The organism is Serinicoccus chungangensis, from assembly GCF_006337125.1.
In the GTDB taxonomy this organism is placed as follows: domain Bacteria; phylum Actinomycetota; class Actinomycetes; order Actinomycetales; family Dermatophilaceae; genus Ornithinicoccus; species Ornithinicoccus chungangensis.
This window is the reverse complement of sequence record NZ_CP040887.1, coordinates 1708024-1726368: the sequence shown is the minus strand read 5'-3', so window position 1 is coordinate 1726368 and position 18345 is coordinate 1708024. Positions and strand designations below refer to the sequence as shown.

At 73.8% G+C, this 18345-nt stretch carries 19 protein-coding genes; 15 read left to right on the top strand and 4 right to left on the bottom strand.

The genetic code is table 11. The features are described 5' to 3' along the window. Positions 1-41: 41 nt before the first annotated feature. The 5 genes from FHD63_RS07790 (at position 42) to FHD63_RS07770 (ending at position 5862) form a co-directional block, all read left to right on the top strand. Positions 42-2204: a PKD domain-containing protein gene (locus tag FHD63_RS07790; protein ID WP_139721507.1), complete on the top strand. Its 2163-nt coding sequence runs from the start codon at positions 42-44 to the stop codon at positions 2202-2204. 231 nt (positions 2205-2435) lie between these two features. Continuing rightward, positions 2436-3359, top strand: a complete 924-nt coding sequence (locus FHD63_RS07785) for an AfsR/SARP family transcriptional regulator (protein ID WP_139721505.1) — start codon at positions 2436-2438, stop codon at positions 3357-3359. 2 nt (positions 3360-3361) lie between these two features. Then, positions 3362-4003 carry a response regulator transcription factor gene (locus FHD63_RS07780; protein ID WP_139721504.1) on the top strand — a complete coding sequence of 214 codons (642 nt, stop codon included), beginning with the start codon at positions 3362-3364 and terminating at the stop codon, positions 4001-4003. Positions 4004-4077: 74 nt separating this feature from the next. After that, positions 4078-5346, top strand: coding sequence for a sensor histidine kinase (locus FHD63_RS07775; protein WP_158296735.1), 1269 nt, complete (start codon positions 4078-4080; stop codon positions 5344-5346). A 54-nt stretch (positions 5347-5400) separates the two neighbouring features. Then, complete coding sequence (locus FHD63_RS07770; RefSeq protein WP_139721500.1) at positions 5401-5862, top strand: response regulator; 462 nt, start codon at positions 5401-5403, stop codon at positions 5860-5862. Between the two features lie 32 nt (positions 5863-5894). Here the strand turns inward: FHD63_RS07770 and FHD63_RS07765 are convergent, their stop codons facing one another. Genes FHD63_RS07765 through FHD63_RS07755 form a run of 3 tightly spaced genes read right to left on the bottom strand, consistent with a single transcriptional unit; the run spans position 5895 to position 7687 of the window. Continuing rightward, the gene (locus tag FHD63_RS07765) at positions 5895-6671 is read right to left on the bottom strand and encodes an alpha/beta hydrolase (protein WP_139721499.1); all 777 of its coding nucleotides are present in this window, start codon (positions 6669-6671) and stop codon (positions 5895-5897) included. Positions 6672-6716: 45 nt separating this feature from the next. Continuing rightward, on the bottom strand, positions 6717-7322 hold the full coding sequence (locus FHD63_RS07760; protein WP_139721497.1) for a pentapeptide repeat-containing protein: 606 nt from the start codon (positions 7320-7322) through the stop codon (positions 6717-6719). Then, positions 7319-7687: a pyridoxamine 5'-phosphate oxidase family protein gene (locus FHD63_RS07755; RefSeq protein ID WP_139721495.1), complete on the bottom strand. Its 369-nt coding sequence runs from the start codon at positions 7685-7687 to the stop codon at positions 7319-7321. Before FHD63_RS07755 ends, FHD63_RS07760 begins: the two co-directional genes overlap by 4 nt. A 40-nt stretch (positions 7688-7727) precedes the next feature. On the opposite strand from FHD63_RS07755, the gene FHD63_RS07750 reads away from it, so the two are divergent. After that, a complete protein-coding gene (locus FHD63_RS07750; RefSeq protein WP_139721493.1) occupies positions 7728-8336 on the top strand; it encodes a nucleotidyltransferase family protein in 609 nt (202 codons plus the stop codon). A gap of 51 nt (positions 8337-8387) precedes the next feature. On the opposite strand, the gene FHD63_RS07745 is transcribed toward FHD63_RS07750, so the two are convergent. Beyond that, a complete protein-coding gene (locus FHD63_RS07745; RefSeq protein ID WP_139721491.1) occupies positions 8388-8783 on the bottom strand; it encodes a GntR family transcriptional regulator in 396 nt (131 codons plus the stop codon). 68 nt (positions 8784-8851) lie between these two features. Here FHD63_RS07745 and FHD63_RS07740 point away from each other — a divergent pair, with 68 nt between their 5' ends. The 9 genes from FHD63_RS07740 to FHD63_RS07700 all read left to right on the top strand — a co-directional run bounded on the left by FHD63_RS07740 (position 8852) and on the right by FHD63_RS07700 (position 18343). Further along, complete coding sequence (locus tag FHD63_RS07740; RefSeq protein ID WP_139721488.1) at positions 8852-9748, top strand: AAA family ATPase; 897 nt, start codon at positions 8852-8854, stop codon at positions 9746-9748. A 10-nt stretch (positions 9749-9758) separates the two neighbouring features. Continuing rightward, positions 9759-10874, top strand: coding sequence for a vWA domain-containing protein (locus FHD63_RS07735; RefSeq protein ID WP_139721487.1), 1116 nt, complete (start codon positions 9759-9761; stop codon positions 10872-10874). Positions 10875-11045: 171 nt separating this feature from the next. Next, positions 11046-12182 (top strand): XdhC family protein, encoded by a 1137-nt coding sequence (locus tag FHD63_RS07730; RefSeq protein ID WP_139721485.1) that lies wholly within the window; start codon positions 11046-11048, stop codon positions 12180-12182. 116 nt (positions 12183-12298) lie between these two features. After that, positions 12299-12781 (top strand): (2Fe-2S)-binding protein, encoded by a 483-nt coding sequence (locus FHD63_RS07725; protein WP_139721483.1) that lies wholly within the window; start codon positions 12299-12301, stop codon positions 12779-12781. Beyond that, the gene (locus FHD63_RS07720; protein ID WP_139721482.1) at positions 12778-15291 is read left to right on the top strand and encodes a xanthine dehydrogenase family protein molybdopterin-binding subunit; all 2514 of its coding nucleotides are present in this window, start codon (positions 12778-12780) and stop codon (positions 15289-15291) included. The genes FHD63_RS07725 and FHD63_RS07720 overlap by 4 nt, the downstream gene beginning before the upstream one ends. Continuing rightward, positions 15288-16142, top strand: coding sequence for an FAD binding domain-containing protein (locus FHD63_RS07715; RefSeq protein WP_139721480.1), 855 nt, complete (start codon positions 15288-15290; stop codon positions 16140-16142). The genes FHD63_RS07720 and FHD63_RS07715 overlap by 4 nt, the downstream gene beginning before the upstream one ends. Before the next feature lie 4 nt (positions 16143-16146). After that, the gene (locus FHD63_RS07710; protein ID WP_238705811.1) at positions 16147-16596 is read left to right on the top strand and encodes an SRPBCC family protein; all 450 of its coding nucleotides are present in this window, start codon (positions 16147-16149) and stop codon (positions 16594-16596) included. 7 nt (positions 16597-16603) lie between these two features. Continuing rightward, positions 16604-16915 (top strand): hypothetical protein, encoded by a 312-nt coding sequence (locus FHD63_RS07705; RefSeq protein ID WP_202978442.1) that lies wholly within the window; start codon positions 16604-16606, stop codon positions 16913-16915. Positions 16916-16990: 75 nt separating this feature from the next. Beyond that, the gene (locus tag FHD63_RS07700; RefSeq protein ID WP_139721478.1) at positions 16991-18343 is read left to right on the top strand and encodes a M20/M25/M40 family metallo-hydrolase; all 1353 of its coding nucleotides are present in this window, start codon (positions 16991-16993) and stop codon (positions 18341-18343) included. The last annotated feature ends 2 nt before the right edge of the window (positions 18344-18345 follow it).

The following is an 18345-nucleotide window of genomic DNA, read 5'->3' as shown; positions in this document are numbered from 1 at the left end:
CATCCCACCCCGAGACCCGACATCGTCGAAGGAGACCCATCATGACCATCCACCAGCTCCTGCGGGCGCGGCCTGGCCGGCGCCTGCACCCTGCACGTCGCGACGGACGCCGCCGCCTCGTCTCGGTCTCGGTCGCGGCAGCGCTGCTGGCGACCGGCACCGGCGCGGCGCTCGCGACCGTCACGAGGCCCAACCCGGTCCAGCTCGCCGCCTTCGGACCCGTCAGCGGCGAGCACGGCTACCCCACGTGGTACGAGGACAGCAACGGCCTCCGGCTGCAGCAGTGCCTCGACATCGAGGACCCCTACTGCGACCCGGCCTTCCTGCGCGGCGAGATGCCCGACCCGGACGCCCCGGTGAGCTTCCCGGAGAACTGGCCGCTGGAGTCGTTCTACTTCCTGGCCGGTGCGAGCCTGGACATGCCCGGAGGCGGCAGCGCGACCCTGACCAGCGGGCTCGAGGCGACCATGGCCAACGGCGAGGCGGTCGACGGGGACCAGGTGGTCTTCGGACGGCAGCGCTTCGACATCGACTTCCCCGAGCCGGGGACCTACGTCGTCACCCACCCCTACGGCGAGGACACCTTCACGGTGACCTCCTCGGACTTCGACGACTTCCGCTACGTCGAGGACATCACCCCGTCGCCCGGCAGCTTCGGGCTGGCGCTGCGGTCCCGGATCAACCCCTTCCTCGTGTCCACCGGTGGACTGGTCACGACCGACCTGGGGACCTACGTCGGTGACCCCGGCGCGCTGACGACGGTGACCGGCAGCCCCTACGACACCAACTACTTCCGCGTCGAGCAGGTGCTCGACACCGGGGAGAAGGTGCTGCTGGCGACGACCGACGAGTTCTCCGTCATGGGCAAGGTGTCGACGAACACCGGCATCGAACCACGGGCGGCGACCCTGGTCGAGAACGGGGACGGCCGCTACCTCGACGTCTTCGCCACGACCGGCACCTTCAGGTCGGTCAGCGTCTCCGGCAGCGGCGTGAGCAGGACCACCCTCGACGCCGACGGCAACCGCTACTTCGGTCGTGTCGCGCTGGGGGCGACGACGCCCTCGACCGTCACGTTCACCAACGAGACGGACGAGCCGCACGCATCCCGGTCCCTCCCCGTCACGGACGGCGTCACCATCACGGAAGCGACGTACGACACCGACCAGGACAGGCTCACCGTCCGGGCGTCCTCGACCGACGAGGTCGACCCACCCACGCTGACCCTCACCGGGGTCGGGGAGCCGGTCACCCTCGACCACGGCGCCGCGACCGTGGAGACGGGCGCCGCCCCGGCCACCGTGACCGTGACGTCCTCCGGCGGGGGCAAGGACACCGCCGCCGTCACCGTCGGCGGCGGACCCGCCGGGGAGCGCGCGGCGACGATCGCCGCGATCTCCGGTCCAGTCCAGGCGGTCGCCGGCGATGAGGTCACGCTGAGCGACGCGTCGCTCAACGCCGAGAGCCTGCGGTGGGAGCAGACCGGTGGTCCGGACGTCGGCATCACCGGCGCCACGAGCGACCGGGTCACGTTCACCGCTCCCGCCGAGGGCGGGACGCTCGAGGTGACGCTGACCGCCACAGGTCCGGCCGGTCAGACGAGCACCACCGCGCCGTTCGTGGTCGAGGTGCTCGCCGAGCGGCCCCCGGCCCCCGCGCCGGTGGCGACCGCCAGCGCGAGTCCGTCCGCCGCCATGGTGGGGCAGAAGGTCACGGTCTCCGGAGCCGCGAGCCAGAACGCGGTGAGCTACGCCTGGACCCAGACGGGCGGCGCACCGGTCGTCATCGAACCCTCGGCGTCGGCGTTCTCGTTCACCATGCCCGCTACCCCGGCGCCGCTGACCTTCGAGCTGACCGTCACCAACGCCGACGGCGTGACCGCGAGCACCGAGGTCGGCGTCAGCCAGGTCGTCGACGTCCTGACCGTCTCCTCGGCGCAGTACCGCGCCGGGAAGGCGGAGTGGCGGGTCGCCGGGACGGCATCGGTCACCTCGGTCAACACGGTCCGGGTCTACGTCCGCCGGGCCGACGGCAGCCGCGGCGCTCTCGTGGGTGAGAGCCTCGTCAGCGTCCCGGTCACCGCGGGCGCTCCCGGCGACTGGGAGGTGCGCGTGCGCGGTGGTGTCAACCCGGGCACGGCCACGCAGGTCATCGTCGAGTCGACCCGCGGCGGGTCCACGGTGGCCAGCATCCAGCGGCAGTAGCCCCGCTCCTGCCGAGCACGCGTGGCTGGAGCCACGCCGGCGGGCGAGGAGGGCCGTGGTCCGGGTCGATGCCCGGGCCACGGCCCTCGGCGCTGCGTCACGAGGGCGATGTATCTGGCCGTCGCCAGGGTGCTCTGGGGGCAGGTCACTGGTCCTGTACGCCGACGGCTGGTGACCCCTACGCTGTCCTTACCCGCGCCGTGACCCGCGGGCACCAGAAGGGAGCCGCTGATGGCGGTGACGAGGATCGTGCTGTTCGGCCCCACCCGTGTCGTGGGACCGGAGGGCGACGCTGTGCACCTGACCGGCAAGCACGCGCGCATCCTCGCGCTCCTGGCGCTCTCGCCCGGCCATCCCGTGTCCAAGGACCGGTTGGCCGAGGTGCTCTGGGAGGGGCGTCCCCCACGGTCCTTCCAGCAGACCCTCGACAGCGACGTCTGCGTCCTGAGGCGGACGGCGGGGCTGGGGCCCGGGCGGTCGTCCGCGCTGAGGACGACGCCGGCCGGCTACGTCCTCGACCCGGGGCGGGTGCGCGTCGACCTCGACGAGGCACGAGCCCTGGCGGACCGTGCAGCGGACGAGCCCTCGGCGGCCGCCGTGGTGAGCGCCGCCGCGGCCCTCGATCTCGCGGCGGCCCGCCTGCTCGAGGACGAGCCCTACGCGCCCTGGGCGGAGGAGGCCCGCGAGGACTGGTCGCGCACGGAGTACGCGCTGTGCCTGCGCGCCTCACGGGCGGCGCTCGTCGTGGGCGACCTCACGCTCGCGGTGACCGCCGCGAGCCGCGCCCTCGGCGTGCGTCCGACGTCGGAGGAGGCCGCGACGCAGCTCATGCGGGCCCACTGGTGGACCGGGAGGCGTGCCGAGGCCATCAGGGTCTTCCTCCGTCTCCAGGACCTCCTCCTGGACGAGCTCGGGGAGCGTCCCGGCCGCGAGGCGCGCGAGCTCTACCTGACCGTCCTGCGCGACGACGGGCCGGCTGTCGACGGTGGCGCGGACGCCGAGCACCTCCGGCTGCTGCTCCAGCTCCTGCGCGAGGCCTTGGACCTCACCCCCGGGGTCCGTGCTCCGGCCCTCGACGCCGAGCTGGCGGCGGCGGCGTCGGAGGCCCTGACGCGGTGGGGTCGTTCCGCCGGGTCGGTCGGACGGCGGGGGTAGACATGGGGCAGGGGGTCGAGACGGTGCTGCTGGTGGACGACCACCAGCTCGTCGCCCAGCTGCTGTCCTCGACCCTGGCGGCCGAGCCCGACCTGGAGTGCGTGGGGGTGGCGCACGACGCCTCCTCCGCGGTCCGGCAGGCGCGCGCGCTCACCCCGGACATCGTGCTGATGGACGTGCGGCTCGGCGACGGGGACGGCATCGCGGTCGCCCGGGAGCTGCTGGCAGACCTGCCCCGCACCCGCGTCATCGTGCTGACGGCCTTCGCCGACACCCGGCTGGTCCAGCGGGCCGTCGAGGCCGGCGTGAGCGGGCTGGTGGCGAAGGACGGACAGATCGAGGCCCTCCTCGAGCTGGTCCGTCGGTCGGCGCGCGGCTCGTTCGTCCACGGCGACGGCATCCCGGCCCCGCGTCGGCAGGAGGACCGGTTGGCGGCCGCCGGTCTCGACCCCCGCGCCGGGGAGGTGCTGCGCCTGCTGGCGGCGGGGCTCGGCGTCCAGGAGATGGCCCGCGAGCTCGGGACGGACGAGGCCACGGTGCACCAGCAGGTCGCAGTGGTGCTCACCGCGCTCGGTGTCGACACCCCCCATGCCGCCGTCTCCGCCGCGGTGGAGCGCGGCCTGCTCAGGGTGGGCGGCCGGTGAGCGGGCCGCGGGGGAACGGCGCGCCGCGCCCGCCAGCACCGGTCGAGAAGGACCGGTCCGTCGTCCGTGAGGCGATGAGCCGCTTCCTGGTCCTGGGCGGCATCACCCTGGTGGTGGTCTCCGTGCTGACCGCCGTGATGTCCAACGCCGTGGCGCGCTCCATCGCCACCCGCGAGGCCGAGGTCCGCACCCTGACCTTCACGCGGGTCATCGCCGCCCCGGAGCTGGACGCAGCGACCCTGCAGGACATGCAGGACAGCCCGCTGGTCCAAGACCTCGACAACCGCCTGCTGGACGACTCGATCAGCCACGCCGCCGTGTACGACGCGGACGGGCTCGTCATGTGGTCGGCCGAGCCCGACGCCGTCGGCACGACCGTGTCCTTCGAGCAGGAGGTCCGCGACCTCGTCGGCGGATCCGGGGTGGTCTCGCACTTCTCCCGGGAGACGCACGCCGGCGGAGGTGAGGGTGAGCTCGTCCTGGAGGTCTACGCCACGGCACGGGGGGCGGACGGCGCACCGTTCGTCCTCGAGTGGTACTGGCCCACGTCCCACCTCGGGGACAGCCAGGCGCAGGTGCTGCGGCTGCTGCTCCCGACCACCCTGGGCTCCCTCCTGCTCTTCGCCGCCCTCATCCTGCCCCTGACCCTGTCGACCGCGCGACGGGTGGAGCGCGACCGGGCCCGCCTCACGCGGCAGGCCCTCCAGGCCTCGCGCGTCGAGCGACGTCGGCTCAGCGAGGTCATGCACGACACGGTCGTCCAGGACCTCTCCGGGATCGGCTACATCCTCCCGATGCTGCGCCGGGCGATTCCCGAGAGCGCGGCGGAGCACGCGATGGTGACGCAGATCCAGGAGGCCATGCGCCGCAACATCTCCACGATCCGCGACCTCATCGCCGACATCCGGCCGGTCGACCTGCGGGGAGACGGGCTGCAGCAGGCGCTGGAGGACCTGGCGGCCCGCACGGAGGAGCAGGGGGTGCAGACCGAGGTGCGTGTCCTCGCCGAGCTGGACCGGCTCTCACCCTCGGCCCGCTCCCTCGTCTACCGCGTCGCCCGAGAGGGCACCCGCAACGTGCTCCGGCACAGCGGGGCCCGGCAGGCCGTGATCGAGGTGGCGCAGGAGGCCCCCCACGTGCGCGTCACCGTCCGTGACGACGGTGCCGGTCCCGGGGACGGCGCCACGGCCCTGCGTGCTCAGGACACCCACGAGAACCACTTCGGGCTCTCGCTCCTGCGCGAGGCCGTGGCGGACCTGGACGGGGACCTGGTCCTCGTGGGTGGACCGGGCGGGGGCAGCGAGCTCGTGGTCCGCTTCCGTCCTGACCGCGTCCTCGCCTGACACCCGGACCACCGCCGCAAGGTCTGCGCAAGGCACCGACTCCTAGGGTGAGGCATGGACATCGACGTGGCTGCCCGGCGCGACTGCGCGCCGCTGACCGGACCTCCGGCCCGCGTCGTCCTCGTGGACGACCATCACATGATCCGGGCCGGCCTGGGCGCCGCACTCGGGGAGGAGCCCGACCTGCTGGTCTGCGGGGTGGCCCCGGACGGCCTGACCGGCACGGCGGTGGTGCTCCGCGAACGCCCTGACGTGGTCCTCATGGACATCGCCATGCCGGTGATGAACGGCGTCGACGCGACGGCGAGCATCCTGGAGCAGTGGCCGCAGGCCAAGGTGGTCATCCTCACCGCGTTCGCGGAGAAGCGTCTCGTCGGGGCCGCCATGGCCGCGGGCGCCTTCGGCTTCGTGCTCAAGGACGCCGACCCCTTCTCGGTCGTGTGCGCGGTGCGACGGGCGATGCGCGGGGTCCTCCCGGTGGGGGAGGAGATGAGCCACCTGCCCACGCGCCGCTGACCCGGACAGGGGCGACGAGCCGAGCTCTGGGCTCATCCGCCGCGCGGGAGCGGCAGCCAGGCGAGCACCTCCTGGATCACCTCGTCCCAGTAGTCCCAGGTGTGGTCCGCGGCGGCGTAGCTCTCGGTGACGTCGAGACCGCGGGCCCGCGCCTGCGCGACGAACCGCTCGGAGTGGCCCAGCAGGACGTCCTGGGTGCCGCAGGCCACGAAGAGCCGCGGCAGCGCCTCCGTCTCGGAGCCGGCGAGCAGATGGAACAGGTCGCCCGGGGTGCCCGTGACGGGCTCGTCCCCCAGCACCAGGCGCAGGGTCTCGTCGCGGTCGCCGCGTCGCACGAGATCCTCCAGGTCCAGGGCGCCGGAGAGCGAGGCCGCCGCGGCGAACCGGTCGGGCTGCCGCAGCGCCAGCTGCAGCGCGCCGTAGCCGCCCATCGAGAGCCCCGCCACGAAGGTCCGCTCCCGCTCGGTCGAGACCCGGAACAGCTGGGCGACGACCTCCGGGAGCTCCTGGGAGACGAAGGTCCAGTAGCGGGCGCCGTGCCGCATGTCGGTGTAGAAGCTGCGGTGCACCGCGGGCATGACGACCGCCAGCCCCAGCGCCTCGGCATACCGCTCGATCGAGGTCCGCCGCGACCAGATCGTGTCGTCGTCGCTCAGCCCGTGCAGGAGGTAGAGCACGGGCGGCGGCTCCTCCGAGGGCGGCGGCTCGTCGGTGCCGATCCGGGTCTGCACCCGTTGCGGCAGGACCACCGTCATCGAGGTCGACAGCTCGAGCGCGTCGGAGAAGAAGTCGCACCGGATGAGGGGCATGGGTCGCTCCTGAGGGTATGCCGAGGGTCGGGTGGGCGGGGGAGGTCAGGGCTCGACGAGCGCACCGAGGGACTCGGCGACGGCGAGGGCGCCAGGCAGGTCGAGGAGGGTGCCGCGCAGGGCCGCGTCGGTCAGGTCGGCCCCGAGGAGGCTCGCCGCCCGCAGGTCGGCACCCTCGGCGCGGACGCCCCGCAGGACGGCGCCGGACAGGTCGGCACCCCGCAGCGAGGCCTTGCGCAGGTCGGCGCCGGACAGGTCGGCCTCGGTGAGACGCATCCCGGAGAGGTCCTGGTCGCGCAGGTCGGCCCCGCGCAGGGACACGCCCCACCACGACCCGCCGGTGACGGTGAGGGGGCGGAGGTCGCAGCCGGAGAAGCTGCTGCCGTCGAACCGGCACCCCTCGAGGGTGGCGTCGAAGAAGGAGGTGTCGGTGAACGTGCAGGCGGTGAAGGCGGTCTGCCGGTGGACCGAGGCGTTGAGCCGGCAGCGGTCGAACGTGCAGCCGACGAAGCGGCAGCCGGAGGTCACCGCCTCGGTGAGGTCGACCTCGCGCAGGACGCAGTCCGTCCACGCCCGGCCGGTGAGCTCGACGGCATACCAGTCCTCGTCGAGCACGGTCTCGCCGACGACCTCGGGGGTGCCGGCGGTCACGACAGCGGCTGGCAGTCGTTGCCGCACCCCGTCGCCGAGGGCGGTGACTCGGGGCGGGGGCGGCGGTGCAGGACGGCGTGGCCGGGGTCGACGTGCAGCTCCTCGCCCACCAGGCTGGCCTCCCCGTCGACGACCAGCGCGTAGCCCCCCGGCTCGGCGGGCGGGAGCAGGAGCGACACGCCGGGCCGCTCGGGGACGACACGGCGCGCCGTGCGCCCCGGCGCCGCGACGACCACCACGCCGCCGCGCATCGACACCTCGACCTCGCCGACGTGCGGCCGCTCGTCGCCAGGCAGCAGCAGGTAGGCGGTCGGGTGACGCGTCAGCGCCTGCTCCAGCTCGGCCAGGTCGACCACGATGCTCATGCCCCCATCATGCCTGCGCTCCCTGACACACTGGCTGCCCATGGGCACCACGTCGGCACGCACCACCGGTCTGCTGCTCGCGGCGGGCGCCGGCAGGAGGTTCGGCGGCCCGAAGGCCCTGGCCACCACCGACGGTGCGCCGTGGGTGGTGCGTGCTGCGCAGGTGCTCCTCGACGGCGGCTGCGGCGACGTCCTCGTCGTGACCGGTGCGCAGGCGCAGCAGGTCGAGAGCCGGATCGCCGAGGGCCTCGGGGCGGACCCGAGGGTGGCGACGACCTTCTGCGGCACCTGGGAGCAGGGGATGGGGGAGTCGCTGCGCGCCGGGCTCATGTCGCTCGTCGCTCGCGGCCGCACCGTGCCGCTGGTCGCGGTCGTGCACCTCGTCGACCTGCCGGACGTCGGCGCGGACGTCGTCGCCCGGCTGCTGGAGGAGTCGGGGGCGCGGGCCTCGAGCCTGGCGCGCGCGGCCTACCAGGGGGCGGCCGGCCACCCCGTGCTCCTCGGGCAGGACCACTGGCAGGACGTGCTCGCCGGGGCGGGCGGGGACCAGGGTGCCCGGGCCTACCTGCGGCGCGCCCGGCCGGCGCTGGTCGAGTGCGGGGACCTCGCCGAGGGCCGCGACGTCGACCGGCCGGAGGAGCTGGGCTGAACGACCGGCTGCCGGGCGGACACCCGGCTGAGCGGACCCGTCCGGCGGGCCTCAGCCGGCCGGGGCGGCCGGACCTCCCGGACCACTGACCTCGCGCCAGCTGCGGCGCAGGAGCCCGACGGCCTGCGACAGGTCGAGGCCCGACGCCCGGGCGGCGCGGACGAAGTCCTCGGCGGCCACCCGGCCGGGCTGCGTCGGCGCCAGCTCGTCGCGGACGAGCGTACCCCCGCGCCCGCGGGTCTCCACGTGGCCCTCCTCCTCGAGCTGCCGGTACGCCTTGGCCACCGTGTTGGTGGCGATCCCCAGCTCGGCCGCCAGCCGGCGCACCGGGGGGAGCCGGTCGCCGGGCACGAGGGCGCCGTCGCGGATCGCCTCCACGACCCGGTCGACGACCTGCTCGAAGACCGGGGTGGGGGAGCCGGGATCGACGGCGATGCTCAGGCTCACGCCTGCAGGGTACGCCGCGGGCGCGCCCCGCCGTGGACAACCTCCGGCCGGTCGGCGATGCTGCCGGTATGCCGAACCCCGCCCTGGCCAGCCCGGACACCCTGCGCGCCGCCCTGGCGGACACGGCATACCTCGCCGACGACGGGCTGGCGACGGTGACCTGGCTGGCGCACACCCTGCACCGGCCGCTGCTGCTCGAGGGGGAGCCCGGCACCGGCAAGACCGCGCTGGCGGAGGCGCTGGCGCAGCTGCAGGGCGTGCCGCTGATCCGGCTGCAGTGCTATGAGGGGATCGAGGCCAGCCAGGCGCTCTACGACTGGGACTTCCCGCGGCAGATCCTGCACCTGCGCGCGGTCGAGGCGCTGGCCAGGGACGCCGCGGACGGGCCCGGGGTGGGCGAGCTGGAGGCCGAGCTGTTCGACGAGCGCTTCCTGCAGGCGCGCCCCGTCCTCCGGGCGCTGCGCGAGTCGCCCTGCGTGCTGCTCGTCGACGAGATCGACCGGGCCGACGACGAGTTCGAGGCGTTCCTGCTCGAGGTGCTCTCGACGTGGTCGGTGAGCATCCCCGAGCTGGGCGTGGTGGCCGCGCAGACCCCGCCCTTCGTCGTGCTCACGTCCAACCGCACCCGGGAGCTGCACGACGCCCTCAAGCGTCGCTGCCTCTACCACTGGATCGAGCACCCGGGGCTGGAGCGCGAGCTGGAGATCGTCCGGGCCCGGCTGCCGGAGGTCGAGCAGACGCTGGCGCGCGAGGTGGTCACGCTGGTCCAGCAGCTGCGCGCCGACGAGACCATGGTCAAGCCACCCGGCGTCGCCGAGACGCTGGACTGGGCGCGGGCCCTGACCGCGCTCGGCCAGAGCCGGCTGGACCCCGAGGTGGCCGCCGCGACGATGGGCGCCGCGGTGAAGTACCGCGAGGACGCCGAGCGGGTCCGCGTCGCCCTGGACCGGATGCTCACCCGCTGAGAGGTATGCCGTGACGCACGTCGAGGGGTGGGGCGCCGGGCAGACCCTGGGCGGGTTCGCCCGGGCCTGCCGTGCGGCCGGGCTGCCGGTCACCGCCGACCGGGAGCGGACCTTCCTGCGCGCGTGCGCCGCCACGGGGCTCGGGGACCGGGCGGCCGTCTACTGGGCCGGGCGGGCGACGCTGACCGCGTCCCCGGCCGACCTCGAGCCCTACGACCGGGTCTTCGCCGGCTGGTTCGGCGGCCGGCCCCTGCACGCCGTCAGCCGCGGCGAGCCGCCGGCGCCCACCACGGTGCAGGCCTCGCTCGAGGAGCCCTCGGCGCCGGGGGAGGGGGAGACGCAGGACGACGTGGTGCGGGTGACCGCCTCGGCGCAGGAGGTCCTGCGCCACCGCGACGTGGCCGGGCTGTCGCCGGCGGACCGGGCCGCCCTGCGCCGGCAGTTCGCCACCCTGACGGTGCGCCCGCCCACCCGGCCGGCGCGACGGCATACCCGGTCCAGGCGGGGGGAGGTCGACGGGCGGGCGACCGTCCGGGCCCACCTGCGCAACCTGGGTGAGCCGACCCGGATCCGGCTGCGCGACAGGACGATCCGTCGCCGCCGGGTGGTCCTGCTCGTCGACGTGTCGGGGTCCATGACCTCCTACGCCGACAGCCTGCTCCGCCTCGCGCACCGGATGGTGCAGGCGGCGCCGCACACCACCGAGGTCTTCACCGTCGGGACGCGCCTCACCCACGTCACCCGCGCGCTGCGCGAGCGCGACCCGGACCGGGCCCTGCTCGCGGCCGGGGAGGCGGTGCCGGACTGGTCCGGCGGGACCCGCCTGGGCGAGGCGGTCGACGTGTTCCTGCGGCGGTGGGGCCGCCGAGGGATGGCGCGCGGGGCCGTCGTGGTCGTCCTGAGCGACGGGTGGGAGCGGCAGGCGCCCGAGCTCCTCGGCGAGCAGCTGCGTCGGCTGCGGTCGCTGGCGCACCGGGTCGTCTGGGTCAACCCGCACCGCGGCAAGGAGGGGTACGCCCCGGTCCAGGCCGGCATCGTCGCCGCCCTGCCGCACGTCGACGACCTGGTCGCCGGCCACTCGCTGGCGACCTTCCAGGAGCTGCTGGACCTGGTGGCGAGGTCCTGACCCGGACCTGGTCGGAAGGTCCCGTGGGAGTCGGGCAGGGTCCCGACCTCCACGGGACCGTGACGGCCGGCTCCGTCCGGTGCGCCACGACCACGCGTCCGGTGCGCCACGACCACGCGTCCGGTGCGTGACCCCTGATCCCCGAGCGGCGGGTCGTGGCACCATCAGCACATGCGTGACGTCCTGGACCGGCTGCTCCCGTGGTGGGAGGACGACCAGCAGGTGGCGCTGGCCACCGTGGTGGGCACCTGGAAGTCGGCGCCCCGCCAGCCGGGGGCGGCCATGCTGGTCGGCGCGGACGGCGAGGCGGTCGGCTCCGTGTCCGGCGGGTGCGTCGAGGGTGCGGTCTACGAGCTGGGCCAGCAGGTCATCGACACCGGGTCGCCCGTCCTGCAGCGCTACGGCGTCTCCGACGACGAGGCGATGGGGGTCGGGCTCACCTGCGGGGGGATCCTCGACATCTACGTCGAGCGGGTCTCGCGGGCGGACTTCCCCGAGCTGGGCGAGATCACGGCCGACATCGCGGCCGGCCGCCCGGTCGCGGTGGCCACCGTCGTCGCCCATCCCGACGAGACCCACCTGGGCCGTCGGCTCGTGGTGCGGCCCGAGCCGGAGCCCGTGGTGGGGAGTCTGGGCAGCCCGCGCGCCGACGCCGCCGTCGTCGACGACGCCCGCGGCATGCTCGCCCAGGGCCGCACGGCGACGCTGGAGTACGGTCCCGACGGCGAGCGCCGCGGCGAGGGGATGCGGGTCTTCGTCGCCTCCTACGCGCCGCGCCCCCGGATGCTCGTCTTCGGAGCCATCGACTTCGCGTCCGCGGTCGCCCGGATGGGCAGCTTCCTCGGCTACCACGTGACGGTCTGCGACGCCCGCCCCGTCTTCGCGACCCGCAGCCGCTTCCCCGACGCCGACGAGGTCGTCGTCTCCTGGCCGCACCGGTATGTCGAGGCGCAGGTCGCGCAGGACGCCCTCGACGCGCGCACGGTCGCCTGCGTCCTCACCCACGACCCGAAGTTCGACGTGCCCCTCCTGGAGGTGCTGCTCGGGGAGGCCGCTCCCGACCTCGCCTACATCGGCGCCATGGGGTCGCGCCGCACCCACGAGGACCGGCTCGCCCGGCTCCGCGAGGCCGGGCTGGGCGAGCACCAGCTCGCCCGCCTGCGCAGCCCCATCGGCCTGGACCTCGGCGCCCGCACCCCGGAGGAGACCGCGGTGAGCATCGCCAGCGAGATCATCGCGCTGCGGTGGGGCGGGGGCGGCGAGCCGCTGCGCGAGACCGAGGGTGCGATCCACCGGCACCCGGGCTGAGGCGAGAGGCTGCGGCATACCGTCTGACCTCCTCGTATCGGTTGCGCCGCACCCCCCGTCGGTGCAGGATCAGCAGGGACAACGATGTCCCCTCATCCTCCGGACGGGAGAGCCGTATGAAGATCACCGTGACCGTGGACGGCACGACGTACACCGACGAGGTCGAGCCCCGCACCCTGCTCGTCTACCACCTGCGCGAGACGCTCGGGAAGACCGGCACGGTGGTCGGCTGCGACACCAGCAACTGCGGGGCCTGCACGGTGCTCCTGGACGGGCGCAGCGTCAAGTCCTGCAACGTGCTCGCCGTCCAGGCCGACGGTCACGAGGTGACCACCATCGAGGGCCTGGCCGACGGCGAGACGCTGACCCCGGTGCAGGAGGCCTTCCGCGACTGCCACGCCCTGCAGTGCGGCTTCTGCACCCCCGGCATGATCATGCAGGCCACCGACCTGCTCAGCAGCAACCCCCGTCCCACCGAGGACGAGGTCCGGCACGGCATGGAGGGCAACCTCTGCCGGTGCACGGGCTACCACAACATCGTCAAGGCGGTCCTGCAGGCCTCGGGCCAGTCCGCCACGAGCGGAGGTGAGCAGTCGTGACCGCCGTCGACGACCGGCCCCAGACCGGCACCCAGGAGGTGGGCCGGGACCGCCGGCGCAAGGAGGACCAGCGCCTCATCACCGGTCGCACGCGGTGGACCGACAACCTCGTCCTGCCGGGCATGCTGCACCTGGCGATGGTGCGCAGCCCGGTGGCGCACGCCCGCATCACCGGGATCGACGCCACCGCCGCCCGGCAGGCGCCGGGCGTCATCGCCGTCCTCACCGGTGAGGACGTCAAGGACCTGCAGGGCTCGCTGCCCTGCGCCTGGCCCATCACCGAGGACCAGAAGGCCCCGCCGCACCCGGCCATCGCGGTCGACCGGGTCGCCTTCTCCGGCGAGGTCGTCGCCGTCGTCGCCGCGCGCTCCTCCGCGGCGGCCCGGGACGCCGCCGAGCTCGTGGACGTCGACTACGAGGACCTGCCGGCGGCGCTCGACCTGCGGGCCGCCGCCCAGGACGAGACCCTGGCGCACCCCGACCTCGGCACCAACCGCTCGGCGACCTGGGTCTTCGACTCCGCCGAGGCCGGCACCGGCTCCAGCGTCGACGACGCCATCGCCGAGGCCGACGTGGTCGTCGAGCGCGAGTTCCGCCAGCAGCGCCTCATCCCGGCCTTCATGGAGCCGCGATCCACCGTGGTGGACCCGACCGGCGAGCAGTTCGTCATGTGGTCGGCCACGCAGGTGCCGCACATCCTGCGGCTCATGCTCGCCATGACCCTCGGCGTCGACGAGGGCAAGGTGCGCGTCATCGCCCCGGACGTGGGCGGCGGCTTCGGCGGCAAGCTGCAGGTCACCCCGGAGGAGATCATCACCTTCCTGGTGGCGCGGCACACCGGCAAGCCCTGCAAGTGGACCGAGACCCGCAGCGAGTCGCTCCTCTCCGCGCACCACGGCCGCGACCAGTGGCAGAAGCTCACCCTGGCGGCCAAGGCCGACGGCACCGTCACCGGCCTCAAGGTCGAGCTGCTCGCCGACATGGGCGCCTACCTGGGGCTCGTCACGCCGGGCGTGCCGATCCTCGGCGCGTTCATGTACAACTCCATCTACAAGTTCCCCGCCTACCACTTCTCCTGCACCAACGTCTTCACCAACAAGACGTGGACCGACGCCTACCGCGGCGCCGGGCGCCCGGAGGCGACCTTCGCCATCGAGCGCATCATGGACGAGCTCGCCCTCGAGCTGGGGCGCGACCCCATGGAGGTACGCGAGCAGAACTGGATCACCCACGAGGAGTTCCCGTTCACCACGGTCTGCGGGCTGGAGTACGACTCGGGCAACTACGAGGCCGCCACCGAGCGGGCCAAGGAGCTCTTCGGGTATGACGAGCTGCGGGCCGAGCAGCAGCGGCGCCGGGAGAGCGGCGACCGGGTGCAGCTGGGGCTGGGCATCTCCACCTTCACCGAGATGTGCGGGCTGGCCCCGTCCCGGGTCCTCGGCTCGCTCAACTACGGGGCCGGTGGCTGGGAGCACGCGTCGGTGCGGATGCTGCCCACCGGCAAGGTCGAGGTCATCACCGGCTCCTCGGCGCACGGCCAGGGCCACGAGACGGCCTGGAGCCAGATCGTGGCCGACCAGCTGGGCGTGCCCTTCGAGGACGTCGAGGTGCTGCACGGGGACACCCAGATCAGCCACAAGGGCCTGGACACCTACGGCTCGCGCTCGCTCGTCGTCGGCGGCCAGGCGGTCATCAACGCCGCCAAGAAGGTCATCGAGAAGGCCAAGCCGCTCGCCGCGTACCAGCTCGAGGCCAACGTGGACGACCTGGAGTTCAGCGACGGGAAGTTCACTGTCAAGGGCGCAGGGGCCGACCAGGAGGGCATCGGGCTCGCCGGGCTCGCGCTCGCCGTGTTCACCGCCCACGACCTCCCCGAGGGGATGGAGCCGAGCCTGGACGCCGACGCGACCTTCGACCCGGTGAACTTCTCCTTCCCGCACGGCACCCACCTGTGCGCGATGGAGATCGACACCGAGACGGGGGCCTCGACGATGCGCTCCTACGTGTGCGTCGACGACATCGGCAACGTCGTCAACCCGCTCATCGTCGAGGGCCAGGTGCACGGCGGGCTGGTCCAGGGCATCAGCCAGGCGCTGTGGGAGGAGGCGGTCTACGACGACCAGGGGACCCTCGTGTCCGGCTCGTTCGTCGACTACACGCTCCCGACCACGGCGGACACGATCACCTTCGTCACCGACCGGACCACCTCGCCGGCCACCTCCAACGACCTCGGGGTCAAGGGGGTCGGCGAGGCCGGCTGCATCGCGTCCACCCCGGCCGTGGTCAACGCGGTCCTCGACGCCATCCGGCAGTTCGGCGTCGAGGACATCGTCATGCCGTGCACCCCGGAACGGGTGTGGCGGGCCATCCAGGACGGCACGGCCGGTGCCATGAGCGAGACGGCGGGGGCGGCCGCGGGCCACTTCGCCGAGGGCGAGCCCAACCAGGACCCGCCCGGAGCCGCCGCCAGCCCCGTCGGCGGCACGACCCAGGAAGGCGGTCAGGCATGATCCCCCCGGAGTTCGACTACGCCGCCCCGGCCACGGTGGCCGAGGCGCTGGAGCTGCTCGCCGAGCACGGAGACGACGCCAAGGTGCTCTCCGGCGGGCAGTCGTTGCTGCCGGTGCTGCGGATGCGGCTCAACGCCCCGGGCATCATCGTCGACATCTCCCGGATCGAGGAGCTCAAGGGCGTCACCGAGGTGGGTGACGCGATCCGCATCGGCGCCGGGGCGACCTACCAGGACGTGCTCGACTCCTCGCTCGTCCAGGAGCACCTCGCCCTGCTGCACACCGCCCTCCAGGAGGTCGCCGACGAGCAGATCCGCCACCGCGGCACCGTGTGCGGGGCCCTGGCGCACGCCGACCCGGCGGGCGACGTGGGTGCCCCCGTGCTGGCGCTCGAGGGCCGCATGGTCATCCAGGGGCCGGACGGCGAGCGGACCGTCGACGGCGCAGACTTCTTCGTCGACCTCTTCGAGACGGCCGTGGGCGAGGGCGAGTTGCTCGTCGCCGTGGAGATCCCCAAGCACACCGGGTGGGGCGCGCACTACGAGAAGTTCGTGCGCGTCTCCCACCAGTGGGCCATCATCGGCATCGCCGCCGCGGTGCGGACCGAGGGCGGCAGGATCGCCGAGGCCCGCGTGGGCCTCACCAACATGGGCTCCACCCCGCTGCGGGCGCGCGCGGTCGAGGAGGCCCTGGTCGGTCAGGAGGCCACCGAGGAGGCCGTCGCCCAGGCCTGCGCTGCCGTCGCCGAGGGCACCGACCCGCCCTCGGACCTCAACGGGCAGGCGGACTACCGCAAGCACGTCGCCGGGGTCCTCACCCGGCGCGCGGTGCTCGCGGCGGCAGGAGCCTGACCCGATGGCGATGGATCTGCATCACACCTTCACCGTCGACGCCCCGCCCGAGGCCACGTGGGCGCTGCTCACCGACCTGGAGCAGGTGGGCGGGTGCTTCCCGGGCGCCACCGTCACCTCGGCCACCGAGGAGGAGTTCACCGGCAACGTCAAGGTCAAGCTCGGCCCGATCGGGGTGACCTACCAGGGCGAGGGCAGGTTCGTGGAACGCGACGACGAGGCCCACCGGGCGGTGATCGAAGGGCTCGGCAAGGGCCTGCGCGGTCTGGGCAACGCCTCGGCCAAGGTCGTCCTCCAGCTGGAGCCGGAGGGCAGCGGCACCAAGGCCGACGTGTCGACGTCGCTCAGCATCACGGGCAAGCCGGCGCAGTTCGGCCGTGGCGTCATGCAGACGGTGTCGGACAAGCTGCTCGGCCAGTTCGTCGAGTGCATCGAGGGCAAGCTCACCCCGTGAGGCGGCGGTGAGCGAGCAGTCGGGACCCGAGCCGGTGAGTGCCGACGGCATGCACCGCCTCGGCCCGTCCGCCCCCGGTGACCGCTGGCGGCAGGCCCGCTCGACCTGTACCGCGTGCGGCAGCGAGGGCCTGCTGGACGAGGGCTGGCTGTCCGACACCGGCGAGGGCGCCACGGGGTTCGTGCGCTGGGTGGCGGGAGCTCGCGACACCAGCTTCTTCGGCGGCCTCAGGTCCGTCGGCGCCGAGCGCTTCCTCGTCCGTGCGTTCCGGTGCCGCGAGTGCCGCCACCTCGAGCTCTTCGCAGAGGAGCACGAGTAGACGCGGCCCAACCCTGCACGCCTCCGGAGCCATCCTGTCCGCGCCGGGCGGGCGGGGCGTGGCTAGGGTGGCGGTATGACGTCCACCTCTGACGACCTGAGCCCGTCCAGCACCGCCGAGGAGGAGGCGGTCCGGATCTGCAAGGAGCTCATCCGGATCGACACGAGCAACTACGGCGACGGCAGCGGGCCGGGGGAGCGGGCCGCCGCGGAGTATGTCGTGGAGCTGCTCCGCGAGGTCGGGCTCGACCCGCAGGTCACGGCTCCGGCGGACCATCCCGAGCGCACGAGCGTGGTCGTCCGCACCCCTGGCCGGGACAGCTCCCGCCCCGGCCTGGTGCTGCACGGCCACCTCGACGTGGTGCCCGCCGAGGCCGCGGACTGGACGGTCGACCCGTTCTCGGCGGAGGAGAAGGACGGGATGATCTGGGGCCGCGGCGCGGTCGACATGAAGGACATGGACGCCATGCTCCTGGCGACGCTGCGCCAGCTGGCCCGCTCCGGCGAGAAGCCCCCGCGCGACATCGTCTGGGCGTTCTTCGCCGACGAGGAGGCCGGCGGCACCCAGGGAGCGGGACACGTCGTGGCCGAGCACCCTGAGTGGTTCGAGGGGTGCACCGAGGCCATCAGCGAGGTCGGCGGCTTCTCCATCACCCTCCCCGACAAGGCGACCGGGGCGCCCACCCGCGCCTACCTGCTGCAGACCGCGGAGAAGGGCATCGCCTGGCTGCGCCTGCACGCGCGCGGCCGGGCCGGCCACGGGTCGGTCCCCAACGAGGAGAACGCCATCGTCCGGCTCGCCGAGGCGATCGCGCGGATCGACGCCCACCCCTGGCCGCGGACCTACATCGCCTCGGTCCGGGAGCTCTTCGACGGCGTCTCCCAGGTGACGGGGGAGTCCTGGGACGAGGAGGGCGTCGAGGACATGCTGGCGCGGCTCGGCGGCGCGCGTCGCTTCGTCGAGGGCACCCTGCAGGACACCTCGAACTTCTCCATGCTGGCCTCGGGCTACAAGATGAACGTCATCCCGCAGAGCGCCTCGGCCTCGCTGGACTGCCGCTTCCTGCCCGGGCACGAGGACGAGCTGCTCGACACCATCCGGGAGCTGGCGGGCGAGCACGTCGAGGTGGAGATCGAGCACAAGGACGTGGCCCTCGAGGCGCCGAGCAGCGGTGAGCTCGTGGACTCGATGAAGCGGGCCCTGCTCAAGGAGGACCCCGGCGCCCACGTCCTGCCCTACTGCCTGTCCGGTGGCACCGACAACAAGCACCTGTCCCGCCTGGGCATCACCGGCTACGGCTTCGCGCCGCTACGGCTCCCGGAGGAGCTGGACTTCGTGGGGATGTTCCACGGCGTCGACGAGCGGGTCCCGGTCGACGCCCTCCGCTTCGGCACCCGGGTGCTGGGCCAGCTCGTCGCCGACTGCTGAGC

Bases quoted from the DNA above. Each gene is read 5' to 3' on its own strand.
- FHD63_RS07750 (WP_139721493.1), top strand. From the start codon at position 7,728: ATGGGCACCACGTCGGCACGCACCACCGGTCTGCTGCTCGCGGCGGGC.
- FHD63_RS07710 (WP_238705811.1), top strand. From the start codon at position 16,147: ATGGCGATGGATCTGCATCACACCTTCACCGTCGACGCCCCGCCCGAG.
- FHD63_RS07765 (WP_139721499.1), bottom strand. From the start codon at position 6,671: ATGCCCCTCATCCGGTGCGACTTCTTCTCCGACGCGCTCGAGCTGTCG.
- FHD63_RS07725 (WP_139721483.1), top strand. From the start codon at position 12,299: ATGAAGATCACCGTGACCGTGGACGGCACGACGTACACCGACGAGGTC.
- FHD63_RS07700 (WP_139721478.1), top strand. From the start codon at position 16,991: ATGACGTCCACCTCTGACGACCTGAGCCCGTCCAGCACCGCCGAGGAG.
- FHD63_RS07715 (WP_139721480.1), top strand. From the start codon at position 15,288: ATGATCCCCCCGGAGTTCGACTACGCCGCCCCGGCCACGGTGGCCGAG.
- FHD63_RS07755 (WP_139721495.1), bottom strand. From the start codon at position 7,687: ATGAGCATCGTGGTCGACCTGGCCGAGCTGGAGCAGGCGCTGACGCGT.
- FHD63_RS07730 (WP_139721485.1), top strand. From the start codon at position 11,046: ATGCGTGACGTCCTGGACCGGCTGCTCCCGTGGTGGGAGGACGACCAG.
- FHD63_RS07780 (WP_139721504.1), top strand. From the start codon at position 3,362: ATGGGGCAGGGGGTCGAGACGGTGCTGCTGGTGGACGACCACCAGCTC.
- FHD63_RS07770 (WP_139721500.1), top strand. From the start codon at position 5,401: ATGGACATCGACGTGGCTGCCCGGCGCGACTGCGCGCCGCTGACCGGA.
- FHD63_RS07785 (WP_139721505.1), top strand. From the start codon at position 2,436: ATGGCGGTGACGAGGATCGTGCTGTTCGGCCCCACCCGTGTCGTGGGA.
- FHD63_RS07775 (WP_158296735.1), top strand. From the start codon at position 4,078: ATGAGCCGCTTCCTGGTCCTGGGCGGCATCACCCTGGTGGTGGTCTCC.
- FHD63_RS07790 (WP_139721507.1), top strand. From the start codon at position 42: ATGACCATCCACCAGCTCCTGCGGGCGCGGCCTGGCCGGCGCCTGCAC.
- FHD63_RS07740 (WP_139721488.1), top strand. From the start codon at position 8,852: ATGCCGAACCCCGCCCTGGCCAGCCCGGACACCCTGCGCGCCGCCCTG.